This window comes from Natrinema saccharevitans (assembly GCF_001953745.1).
Lineage (GTDB): Archaea > Halobacteriota > Halobacteria > Halobacteriales > Natrialbaceae > Natrinema > Natrinema saccharevitans.
Map to the genome: position 1 here is coordinate 765794 of NZ_LWLN01000001.1, position 13286 is coordinate 779079.

The following is a 13286-nucleotide window of genomic DNA, read 5'->3' on the forward strand; positions in this document are numbered from 1 at the left end:
CCGTTCCAAACATCGACGATGCGGGAGCTTTTCGCCGTCTACTTGAAGGGATTCTCCATGGGGTCTGCCGACGTCGTGCCCGGTGTGTCGGGCGCGACGATCGCGCTGATTCTCGGGATCTACGATCGGTTGATTCGGGCGATCACGACGATCGATCCCCGAAAATTTCGATCGACGTGGCGACTCCACGAGCCGGCCCAGCGAGCGGCCCTCCGAGTCGAACTCGAGCGGATCGACGCCGGGTTTCTGACGGCGCTCGGACTGGGGATCGCGACGGCGATCGTGGTTCTGTCGCGGGTGTTACACGCCGCGATAACCGAGTATCCGGTGCCGACTTATGGCTTTTTCTTCGGGTTGATCGGCGCGTCGGCGATCGTGTTGTACGGCGAGATCGATCGCTGGACCGCCCGTCGGATCGCCGTCTCGATCGCGGGGATCGCGATCGCCGCCGCGATCACCGGCGTGACGGCGGCCGGCGTCTCACACGGGCCGGCGATGATCGTCCTCGCGGGTGCGATCGCGGTCTGTGCGATGATCCTACCGGGGATCTCGGGGGCCTTTTTCCTGTTGTTACTGGGCCAGTACGAGTTCATGACCGCGACGCTGACCGCGTTCGTCGACGGCCTGTTCGGGCTGGCTGGCGGCGGCGCCGCCGGGCCGGTCGTCGAGTCGGGGACCATCGTCGCGCTGTACTTGCTCGGGACGGTGATCGGGCTGTTTACGATGGCACATATCGTCCGCCGCGCGCTCGAGCGCTACCGGGCGGCGACGCTTGCCGTTCTGGTGAGTCTGATGGTGGGGGCGTTGCGCCTGCCGGCGACCGAGATCGCGACCAACGTCGGGCCGGAGCCGACCGCGACGCTGCCGACTGCGGTGGCGGCGGGGATCGTCGGCGTCGTCGCCGTCCTACTGGCGAACCGATACACCGCCGGACTCGAGTACGACGACCCCGCCGGCGATAGTAGCAACTGACAGATCTCGTCTCTCCGATCGCACGACCGCGTCGCGAGCAGCGTGATCCGTCTCAGCAGCGACGGTAGCGTTCCGGTCAGCCGTCGCCGTCGGCCGTCGTCAACGCGCGGAACGCGATCGTCGGAAACCGCGGTTCGACCGTACTCGGCCGGCGACCGCTGCCGCTCGACGTTACCGTCACGGGCAGTCGTTCGACGACGCCCCGGTCGGCGAGTTCGTACAGGAACCGTTCGACCGTCCCGGCGGTCAGCGACGACCGATCGGCGACGGCGGCCGCGATCTCGTCGATCGGCCGGTCGTCCGGCTCGAGCGCGACCAGCGCCGACAGCACCCGCTGGCGGGTTTCCGAGAGCGCCAGCGCCCGAGCGACGTGGACGCCGTCGTCGGGGACGGCCGCACGGGCCCGCTCGAGGTGGGGCCGCTCGATCCGATCGGCGTCGTCCTCGACGGCGAGGACGGCCGCGCCGAACAGCGCCGCCAGCGCGTCGTGGGCGTTCCCGTCGGCCCAGGCCGCGAGGTCGCGGACGGCGTCGTGATCGAGCGCGCCCGCGGCGAGCCCCGTGGAGACGCGATCGGTGATCACGTCGACGAGTTCGTGATCGCGGTAGGCCGGGACGGTGACGGTCGGTCCCTCGTGATCGGCCGGTTCGGATGCGCCGACCGAGACGACGGTGACCCGATCGGCGACGGGCGCGAGCAGTTCCCGGCCCTGGTCGGCCCCGAGCGCCTCGGGTTCGTCGTGGTGATCGACGGCGACGACCGCCCGCCGATCGGCGCGGCGCAGTCGCTTGCGGAGTCGGTCGCGCAAGTCGTCGGTCCCGACGCCGCTCTCGGGGACCCGCTCGCTCGAGAGCCCGGACAGCACCGCCCGGTAGAACGCGAAGGGGCTCCCGACCCGGCGGCCGTCGACGGTGACGAACCAGGTCGCCGGGCCGGTGGTGCCGCCGCGGGTCGTCGTCTCGATCGCCCGGCTCGAGCCGCCGAACCCCTCGTCCATGGCGTCGAACAGCGCCGTCACGATCGCCGACGTGCCCGAGCCGGCGGGGCCGACGACGGCGACCGGGGGCGGCAACTCGCCGTCGAAGACCGGCTCGAGGGCGTCCAGCAGTTGCTCGAGGACCGGGCCCCGGCCGATCGGCTCCGGCCGGTGGACGACCGGACTGAGCGCGTTGCGATCGACGACGAGCCGTCGCCCCTCTCGGGCCGACCGCCGTCTGGCGATCCGTTCCTGCAGGTCCATTACTCCGCGCGTGCCCCCGTCGCGTTCGCCCCTGTCGCGTCCGCCCCGTCCCCGACGAGCGCCGCCGCAAGCACCTCGAGGGTGTGGGTGATCTCGTAGCCGGTGCCGTGTTCCATCTGCATCGAGCAGGTCGGACACTCCGTCAGGCCCGCCGTCGCGTCCGCGTCGTCCATGTGATCGAACATCTCCGCCCCGATCGCCATGGAGGTTTCGTAGTTCTCCGCCTTCCAGCCGTAGGTGCCGGAGATGCCCGAACAGGAGTCGCCGACGTCGTGGGCCTCGACGCCGTCGATCAGGCCGAGCAGTTCGACCGTCTGACCGTCCAGACCCTGATTGCGGGCGTGACACGGCGCGTGGTAGGCGAAGTCGTCGAACTCCTCGCCGACTGCCGTCCCCTCGAGTTCGGTCTCGAGGTCCTCGTGGACCCGCAGGTACTCGACGGCGTCCCAGGTGTTCTCGGCGACGGCCTCGGTGTCCTCGAAGTCGAACAGTTCGGGGTACTCCTGGCGCAGCGACATCGAACACGAGCTACAGGAGGCGACGACGTCGGCCCCGTCGTCGATGGCCGCGGCGAGTTCCCGGACGTTCGTCTCGGCGGCGCGACGGGCGTCCTCGAGCATGCCGTTGGCGAACATCGGGGTCCCCGAACAGTCCTGCTCGGGGACCATGATCTCGTAGCCGAAGTGTTCGTAGACGCGGACGAGCGCCTTCGCGACCTCGGGGGTGTTGTAGTTCGAGTAGCAGCCGTGGAAGTAGGCGATGCGCTTGTCGGAGTTCTCGACCCGTGCGCCGCCTCGCTTCGTCCACCACTCGCGGAACGTCTCGGTCGCGAACTCGGGCAACTCCCGCTCGCCGGCTATTCCGAGCAGTTTCTCGCCGAGCCACCGGGTCGCCGACAGCCCCGTGACAAAGTTCGCCGTCCGGGGGAACATGGCCCCCAGCGGGGCGAGTCGGCGGTAGTTCGCGAGCATCCGATTGCGCCAGTACTCCCGGGAGAACTTGCTCACGTTCTCCTCGACGTACTCGGCGCGGGCGGTGTTGTGCATCTGCGAGAGCGGCACGTCCGAGGGACAGGCGCTATCACACCGCATGCAGTTCGAACACTTCATCACCGACTCGTCGATGTCGTGGTCGTCCTGCCGTTTGAGCCGCCACTGCTCGGGCCCCTGGAACTTCGGACCGGGGAACTCGTCGTCGACCTCGGCGACCGGACACTCGGTGTCGCAGGTCGAACACTTGTAGCAGTCGTCCGCGCCCGGCCGGAGGTCGGTCTCCCCGGCCTCCGGAAAGACCTCGATCGGTTCGAACTCGTCGCCACTGTCGTCGGTCGGTCGTTCTGCGTCGCTCATTGGATCACCGGAATGGGTCGTCCGAAAGCCGTCGTCTCGCTCATCGACACCCCTCCGCGGCGCGTCGGCCCGCGACGTAGCCCGTCGCGAGCGAGACGCCGCTGCCTGACTTCTCGGCCGCGAAGTCGTGGCCGCCCAGTACCGCCCCCGCGGCACGGAGGTTCGCGAACTCGAGGGCGTCGTCGGCGTCGAGCGGGCGGAGGTCGCGGTCGACCGGCAGGCCGAAGCGGGCGTATGGCTGGTCGCCGAAGACGTCGTCGACGAACCAGTCGTAGCGGTCGGCGGGGTGGGGGACGTGACAGTCGAAGACCGGTTCCGAGACGCGCTCGCGGTCGGACTCCACGCCCTTCCCCACGAGTCCGCCGGTCGCGAGGACGTACTGGTCCGCGCTGTGGGGAACCTCGCTCCCGTTGCGGTCGACGGTGACGCGGTCGATCCGCGCGGGGCCGCTCGAGCCCGCGCCGTGGGCCCCGGTCTCGTAGTCGACGACCGGTACCCCCGTCGTCACGCGGACGCCCGCGTCCGAGAGCGCGTCGAACAGCAGGTCCTCGAGGCGCAGTCCGGGGAGGCTCGGCGGCCCCATCGGGACCTCGAAGACGTCGACGCCGAGCCGGTCGGCGAGATCGGCCCTGACCGCGTCGGCCCGATCGTCGCCGAGGACCGCCGGGAACCCGACGCGGGACTCGCCCTCGAGGTGGGGACGGACCGTCTCGGCCAGCGCCGTTCGCGCGGTGGACTCGCCGGCCGCCGTCTCGACGCGTTCGTCGCGGTCGAGCAGGTGGGCGTAGCGCGTGACTTTGGCGTCGTCGCGCTCGATGCCGGGAAAGCGGACCGTGACCCCGCGGGCCGCGAAGGGGACGCCCGCGCCCTCGAGGTGGGCCGCCGCCAGCGGGGCCTCGAAGTCCGGCAGCGTCCCGAAGCCGACGAGCAGGGCGTCGCGGTCGTCGCTCGCCAGCCCGGCGGCGGTCGCGGCCGGGTACCGCGCGGTCGGTTTGACGGTGCCGCCGTGGGTCGGGACGAGCGCGTTGGCGTCGGTGTGTGCGCCCGCGTATGCGTCGCCCGCGATCCCGTCGAAGAAGGCGAGGGCGTCGCGGACCGCCTCGGCCCCGACTCGCTCGTAGGGGTGGCCCTCGGGGAGGTCCGCGAGGGCGGGAAACGGGTCCGAGAGCGGCCCCTCGCCCGCCGGCGTATAGCCCAACACGTCGATCAGGCCGCTGGCGTGGCGGAGCGTGCTCTGCTTGTGGGAAACGAGCCGGACCCGAACGTCCCGCTCGACCGCGGCCAGCGCGGCGGTCGCGCCGGCCAGCCCGCCGCCGACGACGAGGACGTCGTCTTCGATGGCCATTCAGTCGTCCCTCCGAGGCTCGGCCCCTCGAGCCCCGCCGTCGTCGAACGCCGCGAAATCGACGTCCCCGGTCGCGTCCGCGGGATCCCGATCGCGGTTCATCGTCGTCGCGTGCAGGGCGTAGTTGAGCATCGCCTGCGAGAGCTGTTCGCCCCACAGGGCGTGGCGTTGCCCCTTCCAGCGCTCGGCGAAGAGCTCGTCGAGCGCCGCCCGGACCGTCGCCTCGTCGTACTGGGGGTGGAGTTCGTGGGCCACGTTCTGACAGCAGAACCCGCCCTGACAGTTCCCCATCGAGGCCCGCGTCCGGATGCGGACCGCGTTCAGGTCCGCGCCCGACCCCTCGATCGCGTCGCGGACCTCCGCGCGGGTCACGCCCTCGCACTGGCAGATCACCGGGTTCGGCTCGTCGGTCTCGAGGACCTCGCTCGCCCGGCTCCCCAGCCGTTGCTTGCTCCGGCGGGCCACCGGCGAGCGCAGCCCGAAGTCGTCCATCCCCGCCTCGAGCCGCTCGAGGTTCTCGCTGCCGGGCAGGGGTTCGTCGGCGGTCGAACACGAGGCCGTGACGCCCAGTTTCGCACAGACGTGGTCGGCGATCTCCTCGGCCATCGCCCGGTAGGTGGTGAACTTGCCGCCGACGATGCTCGAGATCCCGGCGACGCCGTCGCGGTCGGCGTGATCGAGCAGGAAGAAGTCCCGCGTGATGTCGGTCGGGTCCTGCGTGTCGGTCCCCGGCGGCTCGTAGAGCGGGCGCACGCCCCAGAACGAGCGGATGGTCCGCGATTCGGCGAGGATCGGAACCAGTTCCGAGAGCGTGTCGATCATCGCCTCGACCTCCCACCGTTCCTCGGGGTAGTCGTCCGGATCCGCGACCTCCTCGTCGGTCGTCCCCAGGATCGCGGTCGTCTCGTGGGGGACGACGATGTCCGCGTCGCCTTTCGGCCGACAGCGGTTGATGACGGTGTCGACCTGCCGGACGTTCATGATGGTCATGACGCCCTTGGAGGGGCGGACCTCGATTTCCAGGTCGGCCATCGAGCCGATCTGGCCCGCCCACGCGCCGGTCGCGTTGACGACGTACTCGGCGGTGATCTCCTCGGTGGTCCCGGCCGCGGCGTCGCTTCGCTTACCGGGCCCGGCACCGTGGCGGACCTCGACCCCGTAGACGTCGTCGCCCTCGCGCAGGAGGTCGATCACCTCGGCGTGGGTCTCGATCCGCGCGCCGTGGGCCTCGGCGTCGACGGCGTTTGCGACACAGAGCCGGAACGGGTCGACCGCCCCGTCGGGCACCTCGATCGCCCGCTCGACGTCCTCGGCGAGGTAGGGTTCGATCTCGCGGGCCTCTCGCCCCGAGAGGACCCGTGCCGGAATTCCGCAGTCGCGACAGCCCTCGAGTTTTGCCCGGAAGTAGTCGTCCGAGTCCTCGGGCCGTTTTACGAACAGGCCGCCGGTCTCCTCGACGCAGTGACCGGCGATCTCCCGGAGCGTTTCGTTCTCCTCGATACACTCGGTCGCGCTGGCCCGATCGGAGACGGCATAGCGGCCGCCGCTGTGTAACAGGCCGTGCATCCGACCGGTGGTGCCGTCCGTGAGGGTCCCCCGTTCGACGAGCGTGACTTCGAGACCGCGGGTCGCAAGATCGCGGGCGATCCCACAGCCGGTCGAGCCGCCGCCGAGGACGAGAACCTCGGTGTCCCGTACCATTCGTTCACCGGACCTACGTCGACGGCACTCTTTATTTTATCGCCGCAACCCTAACGCTCGTAACTCAATCGTGATACGTCGCCGTCGACGACGGACTGACGGACTACTCGCCGTCTCGGCCCCCAACATACCCATCGTTCGTGAGGCTGTTGATAACATTTATAATGGTCGTCGGTGTTGTTTACTGGTATCACGCGACCGGCAGTAAACGAATCGCGTGGCGATACGAGGTGACTACCAGTGCCAGACACAACGTACGTCGGAGCGGTCGACCAGGGAACGACCGGAACCCGGTTCATCGTGTTCGATCACGAGGGTCAGGTCGTCGCGAACGCCTACGAGACACACGAACAGATCTATCCCGAGCCCGGCTGGGTCGAACACGACCCGATGGAGATCTGGGAGAACACCACGGCCGTGATCCAGCAAGCGCTCGGACGGGCGGGGATCGCCCCGTCCCAGCTCGCGGCCATCGGCGTGACCAACCAGCGGGAGACGACGGTTCTCTGGGACGCCGACAGCGGGAAACCGGTCCACAACGCCATCGTCTGGCAGGACCGGCGAACCACCGATCGCGTCGAGTCCCTCGAGGCGGAGGGGAAAGTGGCGGCGATCCGGGAGAAGACCGGCCTCGAGGCCGACGCCTACTTCTCGGCGACGAAAGCCGAGTGGCTGCTCGACAACGCCGATCCGATCAAACTCGAGCGCGCTCGGCCCGAGGACATCCGCGACCGCGCGGAGAAGGGAGACGTTTTGTTCGGGACGATCGACACGTGGCTGATCTACAACCTGACCGGGAACCACGTCACCGAGGTCACGAACGCCTCGCGGACCATGTTGTACGACATCCACGACCTCGAATGGGACGAGGACCTCTTAGCGGAGTTCTCGATCCCCGAGGCGATGTTGCCCGAGGTCCGGCCCTCCAGCGACGACGACACCTACGGCACGACCGACCCCGACGGGTTCCTCGAGGCCGAGGTGCCGGTCGCGGGCGCGCTTGGCGACCAGCAGGCCGCGCTGTTCGGCCAGACCTGTTTCGACGCCGGCGACGCCAAGAACACCTACGGCACCGGCTCTTTCTTCCTGATGAATACCGGCGACGAGGCCGTCGAGAGCGATCACGGGCTGCTGACGACGATCGGCTTCCAGCGCTCGGGAGAACCGGTCCAGTACGCGCTCGAGGGGTCGATCTTCGTCACCGGCGCGGCCATCGAGTGGCTCGAGGACATGACGCTGATCGAGGACCCCGCCGAGACGGCGGAACTCGCCCGCAGCGTCGACTCGACCGACGGCGTCTACGTCGTCCCCGCGTTTACGGGACTCGGCGCGCCCCACTGGGACCAGCGCGCCCGCGGCACCATCGTCGGCATGACCCGCGGCACCCGCAAGGGACACGTCGTTCGCGCGACCCTCGAGTCGATCGCCTACCAGACCCGCGACGTCGCCGAGGCGATGGAGGCCGACTCGGGGATCGAGATGACCTCGCTGAAAGTCGACGGCGGCGCGGTCAAGAACAACTTCCTCTGTCAGCTCCAGTCGGACATCATCGGCTCGGAGATCGTCCGCCCCGTCGTCGACGAGACGACGGCGCTTGGCTCGGCCTACGCGGCCGGCCTCGCCGTCGGCTACTGGGACGACCCCGACGAGCTGCGGAGCAACTGGCAGGTCGACGCCGAGTTCGAGCCCGAGATGGACCCCGACCGCGCGGACCGCCGATACGAACGCTGGAACGACGCCGTCGAGCGCTCGCGCGACTGGGCGCGTGATGAGGAGGAGTAACGATGCTCCAGCCGCTCGTTACCGTCCCCGTCGTCGGCATGGAACTCGAGGCCTTCGCCGTCCTCCTGCTCGCCGCCCTCGCCGGCGGCGCGTTCGGCGCGGCCCTCGGTGCCCTCCCCGCGTTCGTCTTCACCGGCTTCGTCGTCTTCCTCGGCGAGGGGCTGGCCGTTCTCGAGGGCGAACTCGGCGGCCTCGAGGGCGTTCCCGCCGGTGACATCGCGACCGGCGTCACCGGGACGATCGGTTTCGGGGCTGTCACCGGCCCCCACATCGCCTTCGCCGGCGGCGTCGCCGCGACGGCCTACGCCGGTCGGGCCCACCCCGAGATGGAGCCCGACGACTGGGATTACCACTTCGGCAAGGACATCCTCTACGCGTTCGGCACGAAACCGGACATCCTCGCGGTCGGGGCCGTCTTCGGCGCGATCGGGATGCTCATCACCCGAGTCATGGGCGAGCTCGGCTTCCCGACCGACAACATCGCGCTGTCGGTCGTCGCGACGGCCTTCCTCGCCCGACTCGCGTTCGGGTACCCGATCGTGGGCCGGGTCGGCGGCTCGAGCGTCCTCGACATGTCGCCGTTCGAGCGCGAGGAGAAGCGCGTGGCCGCCGACGGCGGCGCCGAGACCGACCGGCTGGCGACCGAGCCCTGGCTCCCCCACCAGTACGAGTGGACAGGCGTGACCGCCATCGGGATCGTCGGCGGGCTGCTCGGGGGCTACATCTGGCTCGAGACCGGGAGCGTCTTCATGGGCTACGCGATTTCGGCGATGAGCCTGCTCTTCCTGAACCTCGGCGTGGAGAAGATTCCGGTCACCCACCACATCACGCTGCTGGGATCGACCGGCGCGGTGATCGCGGCGTCGGCCGTCGGCAGCGACCCGGTCGTGTTGCTCGTCGCCGGCGCGTTCGGCGCGATCAGCGCCCTCGTCGGCGAACTGTCCCAGCGGGTGTTCTACTCGCACTCGGGGACCCACGTCGACCCGCCCGCGATGGCCATCGCGGCGTTGATGCTCGTCATCGGCGTCCTCCATCTGGCCGGATTGCTCCCCAACGCGGGCTATCTCGCTCTCTGAACGGCCGGGGCGTTCGTCTTCCAGAGGAGCGTCGTCTCAATCACGTTCGAATACGGACGACGATACGCGAGTCGCCGTTGGGGCGGACGGTCCCACCGATCCGACCGCTTTAGGGGACGGCTCGCTCATTCCTCGATATGACCGCCGATCCGCCGCTGGTGCTGGACATCGACGGCACGCTGACCCGCCCGGAAGGGTGGGGCATCGATCCCCGCGTCTTCGATGCGATCCGCCAGTGGGACGCGCCCGTCGTCATCGCCACCGGGAAGGCCTTTCCCTACCCCGTCGCCCTCTGTCACTTCGTCGGGATTCCGGAACTCGTCGTCGCCGAGAACGGCGGCGTCGTCTACACCGGCGACGACGTGTTCTTCACCGCCGACTGCGAGGCCGCTCGAGCCGTCGCCACGGAGTACCGCGCCGCCGGTTACGACCTGGGCTGGGGGGAGGAAGACACCGTCAACCGCTGGCGCGAGACCGAGATCGCGATCAACTTGGAACAGCCGCTCGAGCCCCTGCGCGAGATCGCCGCCGACCACGGTCTCGAGGTGATCGACACCGGCTACGCCTACCACGTCAAGGACACCGATCCGAACAAGGGCGAGGGACTCGAGACGATCGCCGACCGCGTCGGGATCGACCTCGCCGACTGCGTGGCCGTCGGCGACTCCGTCAACGACGTCTCGACGTTCGAGGCCGTCGGCCGGAGCTTCGCCGTCGGCAACGCCGACGAACTGGCGAAAGCGGCCGCCGACGAGGTCCTAGACGGCGTTCACGCCGACGGGACGCTCGCGGTCCTCGAGCGGGTCCGCGGGTCGTAGCCGCCGTCGGAGGCGGGACCGCGCCGCGGCCGTCGATCGTTACTCGCCGCCCTCGAGGGCGTCCTCGAGCCACTGCTCCGGGACGACCCGGATCTGGTCGTCCGCACCCAGCGTGTCGGTCGTGAGGAAGACGAGGTCGTCCCCGGAGCCGACCGCCAGCCCGCCGCCGGCGACCGCGTCCCAGTGGTTCAACACGGCGTCGGGGACCGTCAGCGACCGCTCGCCGTCGACCTCGGAACTGGCGACGTACCGGATCCCGTCGCCGTCCCGAATCGGATCGAACTGTCCGGAGACGACGACGGCGTCGTCGGCCTCGCGGATCCCCCAGAAGACCTCCGAGCCGAGCGACAGGATCGTCCGGTCGAACGCCGCCTGCGGGACCGGCACCTCGCTGCTGTGTTCGTCGAACGCCGCCGCACCCAGTTGCTCGTAGGATTCGGGTTCGGCGTCGTCGGCGGCGTCCGGTTCGCTCTCGGCGTCGTCGGCGGCGTCCGGTTCGCTCTCGGCGTCGTCGGCGCGTTCGGGCTCGTCCGCAGTGGTCGCCCCGCTCGCGGCGTCGGCGAGGCGCTCCGCGTCGGGGCCGGACTCGACGACGTCGGTTTCATCGACGTCCGCCGCGTCCGCGTCGCTACTGCGTTCGGGGCTCGAGGCCGCGTCCCCGATGTCGATCGACGTCCCGGCGACCTCGCTGCCGGCGTCTCGCTCCCGCCCCTCGAGACGCCCGATATCGGGCGTCGTGCTGACGACGTCCGTCGGTTCGACGCCGGTCCGATCGCGGGCCGCCCGGCGCTGGTCGAGCGCGATCGCGAGGAGGAGTCCGCCCGCGCCGAGCCGCAGGTAGGCGTGTCCGCGGTCGCCGCGTCGCAGCGCCCGGACGCCGCTCAGGAGGCTCGCGAGGCCGGCGACGCCCGCCGGCATCCCCGACCGAACGCCGTCCCGGACGGTTCGCAGCACTCCGGTGAGGGAGTCGCGGTCGATCCCCGCGACGCGTCGTTCGTCCGCCGGCTCCTCGTCGGTCTCGGTGGTGTTTCGCTGGCTCATGGTGATCCGATCCGCGTCCGCGCAGTTCAGTTCTCGTCGCTCGAGTCGCCCTCGCCCGCCCCCTCGGCGAACTCGTCGGTCTCGTCCGCGGCCGACGACTGGACGTCGTCCACGTCGACCGTCGAGCCGATTGCTTCCTCGTCGATCGCCCGGTCGAGGGTCCCCGTCCCGGTCACCGCGCTCAGTCCCTGTTCCTCGACCGCCGACTGGATCTCGCCCGCGTCGATCGCCGAGTCGACGCTGCCGTCGCTCGTCGAGGATTTCAACGCCCGGCGGACGACGAGATAGCCCGCGAGCGCCGCGCCGCCGGAGGCGATCGCTCCCGGGACTCCGTAGCGTTTGTAGCCGAACGTGACCGCTTTCTTGCCGATGGTGTAGGCCCCGATCATGGTCGTCGGTTGGATCGGACGGCGAAAGAGCGCGCGGCTTTCGTACGGAAGCCGGCGGCCGACCGACGGGCGACGCGACGGTGGCTCCGCGAAACGGGTCTCAGAACGCTTTTGGCCACCTTGTCGTAAGTTCAGGTATGGTTTCGCTGCAGGCGGTCGTCGTCGCCGCCGTCGGGTTCGCGATCGTCCTCGCGTCCGCGGTCGTCGTCTACCGGGACGCGAACCGCCTCGAGATCTCGCGACCGGCGCTGTGGGCGGGGTTCGTGGCCGTCACCTGCGGGGGTGGGCTGGTCACGTACCTCGGACCGCCGGACGTGCCGATCCCCGGCCTGCTCGTGATGGTGATCGCGGGCCCGGCGCTGTACCTCTTCGAGCGCGACGACGTGAAACACGGCGACGAGCCCGCCGATCCGCACGCGCTGCCGGACGGCCCGGGCGGGGACACCGCGAACGACCGCCCCGACGAGGAGTAGCCGCCGATCGCCCCCGACACCACACACCTTTTGACGGGTCCCGTCCAACGACCGCCAACATGAGCGACTCCGCGACTCCCGGGGCCGACGGTGCGAGCGTCGACGCCGACGACGGGGACGGTGACGACGGCGGACCGGCACAGGTCTCGAGCCCGGACTACCACAGCGAGAACCACACGGCCGCCCAGACCTGCGGCTGGACGGCCAACGCCGTCCGCGGCGAGGGGAAGTGTTACAAAAACATCTTCTACGGCATCGAGTCCCACCGTTGCATCCAGATGACGCCGGTGGTCAAGTGCAACGAACGCTGCGTCTTCTGCTGGCGCGACCACCAGGGCCACGCCTACGAGATGGACGACGTCGCGTGGGACGACCCCGAGGCGGTCGTCGACGCCTCGATCCGGCTTCAGAAGAAGTTGCTCTCGGGCTTCGGCGGCAACGACGAGGTCCCCCGCGAGGTGTTCGAACAAGCCATGGAACCGCGCCACGTCGCCATCTCGCTCGACGGCGAGCCAACGCTCTACCCCTACCTGCCCGAACTCATCGAGGCCTTCCACGACCGCGATATCACCACCTTCCTCGTCTCGAACGGCACTCGTCCCGAAGTGCTTCGGGAGTGTGACCCGACGCAGCTGTACGTCAGCGTCGACGCGCCCGAACGCCACACCTTCGATCAGGTCGTCGGCGCGATGGAGGACGACGCCTGGGAACGGCTGCTCGAGACGATGGAGGTCCTCGCCGAGAAGGACGAGACCCGGACCGTCCTCCGGACGACGCTCGTCGGGGGCGAGAACATGCACCATCCGGACTGGTACGCGGGGTTCTACCAGCAGGCCGATCCGGACTTCATCGAACTGAAGGCGTACATGCACGTCGGCCACTCGCAGGGCCGACTCGACCGCTCGGCGATGCCCGACCACGAAGACGTCGTGCAATTCGCCGAGCAGGTGGGCGAACACATGCCGGAGTTCGACGAGCTGAAGCAGGTCCCGGCCTCCCGCGTCGCCTTGCTCGCCAAGACCGGCGACACGTGGGTTCCGAAACTGAAGAAAGGCAGCGAGTTCTGGGAGCGCGATCCGGTCGTCGGCGACTGACCGGAG

The 13286-nt window shown here is 69.6% G+C and carries 12 protein-coding genes; 6 read left to right on the top strand and 6 right to left on the bottom strand.

Annotated features, from left to right (window positions below):
- The first annotated feature begins 18 nt into the window (after window positions 1-18).
- Window positions 19-972, top strand: a complete 954-nt coding sequence (locus A6E15_RS03980) for a DUF368 domain-containing protein (RefSeq protein ID WP_076143879.1) — start codon at window positions 19-21, stop codon at window positions 970-972.
- A 76-nt stretch (window positions 973-1048) separates the two neighbouring features.
- Here the strand turns inward: A6E15_RS03980 and A6E15_RS03985 are convergent, their stop codons facing one another.
- The 4 genes from A6E15_RS03985 to glpA are packed head-to-tail and all read right to left on the bottom strand — an operon-like array spanning window position 1049 to window position 6607.
- Window positions 1049-2212 carry a Cdc6/Cdc18 family protein gene (locus tag A6E15_RS03985; RefSeq protein ID WP_076143881.1) on the bottom strand — a complete coding sequence of 388 codons (1164 nt, stop codon included), beginning with the start codon at window positions 2210-2212 and terminating at the stop codon, window positions 1049-1051.
- Window positions 2212-3561, bottom strand: a complete 1350-nt coding sequence (locus A6E15_RS03990) for an anaerobic glycerol-3-phosphate dehydrogenase subunit C (RefSeq protein ID WP_076143884.1) — start codon at window positions 3559-3561, stop codon at window positions 2212-2214. Before A6E15_RS03990 ends, A6E15_RS03985 begins: the two co-directional genes overlap by 1 nt.
- Before the next feature lie 40 nt (window positions 3562-3601).
- Window positions 3602-4906, bottom strand: coding sequence for a glycerol-3-phosphate dehydrogenase subunit GlpB (glpB, locus tag A6E15_RS03995; RefSeq protein WP_076143886.1), 1305 nt, complete (start codon window positions 4904-4906; stop codon window positions 3602-3604).
- Complete coding sequence (glpA, locus tag A6E15_RS04000) at window positions 4907-6607, bottom strand: anaerobic glycerol-3-phosphate dehydrogenase subunit GlpA (protein WP_076143888.1); 1701 nt, start codon at window positions 6605-6607, stop codon at window positions 4907-4909.
- Between the two features lie 240 nt (window positions 6608-6847).
- Here glpA and glpK point away from each other — a divergent pair, with 240 nt between their 5' ends.
- The 3 genes from glpK (at window position 6848) to A6E15_RS04015 (ending at window position 10283) form a co-directional block, all read left to right on the top strand.
- Window positions 6848-8389 carry a glycerol kinase GlpK gene (gene glpK, locus A6E15_RS04005; RefSeq protein ID WP_076143890.1) on the top strand — a complete coding sequence of 514 codons (1542 nt, stop codon included), beginning with the start codon at window positions 6848-6850 and terminating at the stop codon, window positions 8387-8389.
- 2 nt (window positions 8390-8391) lie between these two features.
- Entirely contained in the window at window positions 8392-9465 is a 1074-nt protein-coding gene (locus A6E15_RS04010; RefSeq protein ID WP_076143892.1) for a hypothetical protein, read from the top strand.
- 137 nt (window positions 9466-9602) lie between these two features.
- Window positions 9603-10283: an HAD-IIB family hydrolase gene (locus A6E15_RS04015; protein WP_076143894.1), complete on the top strand. Its 681-nt coding sequence runs from the start codon at window positions 9603-9605 to the stop codon at window positions 10281-10283.
- A gap of 39 nt (window positions 10284-10322) precedes the next feature.
- Here the strand turns inward: A6E15_RS04015 and A6E15_RS04020 are convergent, their stop codons facing one another.
- Window positions 10323-11324 carry a prolipoprotein diacylglyceryl transferase gene (locus A6E15_RS04020; protein WP_076143896.1) on the bottom strand — a complete coding sequence of 334 codons (1002 nt, stop codon included), beginning with the start codon at window positions 11322-11324 and terminating at the stop codon, window positions 10323-10325.
- Window positions 11325-11350: 26 nt separating this feature from the next.
- The gene (locus tag A6E15_RS04025) at window positions 11351-11713 is read right to left on the bottom strand and encodes a hypothetical protein (RefSeq protein ID WP_076143898.1); all 363 of its coding nucleotides are present in this window, start codon (window positions 11711-11713) and stop codon (window positions 11351-11353) included.
- Between the two features lie 137 nt (window positions 11714-11850).
- Between A6E15_RS04025 and A6E15_RS04030 the strand changes: the two genes are divergently transcribed.
- Both A6E15_RS04030 and twy1 read left to right on the top strand, forming a co-directional pair.
- A complete protein-coding gene (locus A6E15_RS04030; RefSeq protein ID WP_076143900.1) occupies window positions 11851-12186 on the top strand; it encodes a hypothetical protein in 336 nt (111 codons plus the stop codon).
- A 59-nt stretch (window positions 12187-12245) separates the two neighbouring features.
- Window positions 12246-13280: a 4-demethylwyosine synthase TYW1 gene (gene twy1, locus A6E15_RS04035; protein ID WP_076143903.1), complete on the top strand. Its 1035-nt coding sequence runs from the start codon at window positions 12246-12248 to the stop codon at window positions 13278-13280.
- Window positions 13281-13286: the final 6 nt, after the last annotated feature.

Bases quoted from the DNA above. Each gene is read 5' to 3' on its own strand.
- A6E15_RS03990 (WP_076143884.1), bottom strand. From the start codon at position 3,561: ATGAGCGACGCAGAACGACCGACCGACGACAGTGGCGACGAGTTCGAA.
- A6E15_RS03985 (WP_076143881.1), bottom strand. From the start codon at position 2,212: ATGGACCTGCAGGAACGGATCGCCAGACGGCGGTCGGCCCGAGAGGGG.
- twy1 (WP_076143903.1), top strand. From the start codon at position 12,246: ATGAGCGACTCCGCGACTCCCGGGGCCGACGGTGCGAGCGTCGACGCC.
- A6E15_RS04010 (WP_076143892.1), top strand. From the start codon at position 8,392: ATGCTCCAGCCGCTCGTTACCGTCCCCGTCGTCGGCATGGAACTCGAG.
- glpB (WP_076143886.1), bottom strand. From the start codon at position 4,906: ATGGCCATCGAAGACGACGTCCTCGTCGTCGGCGGCGGGCTGGCCGGC.
- A6E15_RS04015 (WP_076143894.1), top strand. From the start codon at position 9,603: ATGACCGCCGATCCGCCGCTGGTGCTGGACATCGACGGCACGCTGACC.
- A6E15_RS04025 (WP_076143898.1), bottom strand. From the start codon at position 11,713: ATGATCGGGGCCTACACCATCGGCAAGAAAGCGGTCACGTTCGGCTAC.
- A6E15_RS04020 (WP_076143896.1), bottom strand. From the start codon at position 11,324: ATGAGCCAGCGAAACACCACCGAGACCGACGAGGAGCCGGCGGACGAA.
- glpA (WP_076143888.1), bottom strand. From the start codon at position 6,607: ATGGTACGGGACACCGAGGTTCTCGTCCTCGGCGGCGGCTCGACCGGC.
- A6E15_RS03980 (WP_076143879.1), top strand. From the start codon at position 19: ATGCGGGAGCTTTTCGCCGTCTACTTGAAGGGATTCTCCATGGGGTCT.
- A6E15_RS04030 (WP_076143900.1), top strand. From the start codon at position 11,851: ATGGTTTCGCTGCAGGCGGTCGTCGTCGCCGCCGTCGGGTTCGCGATC.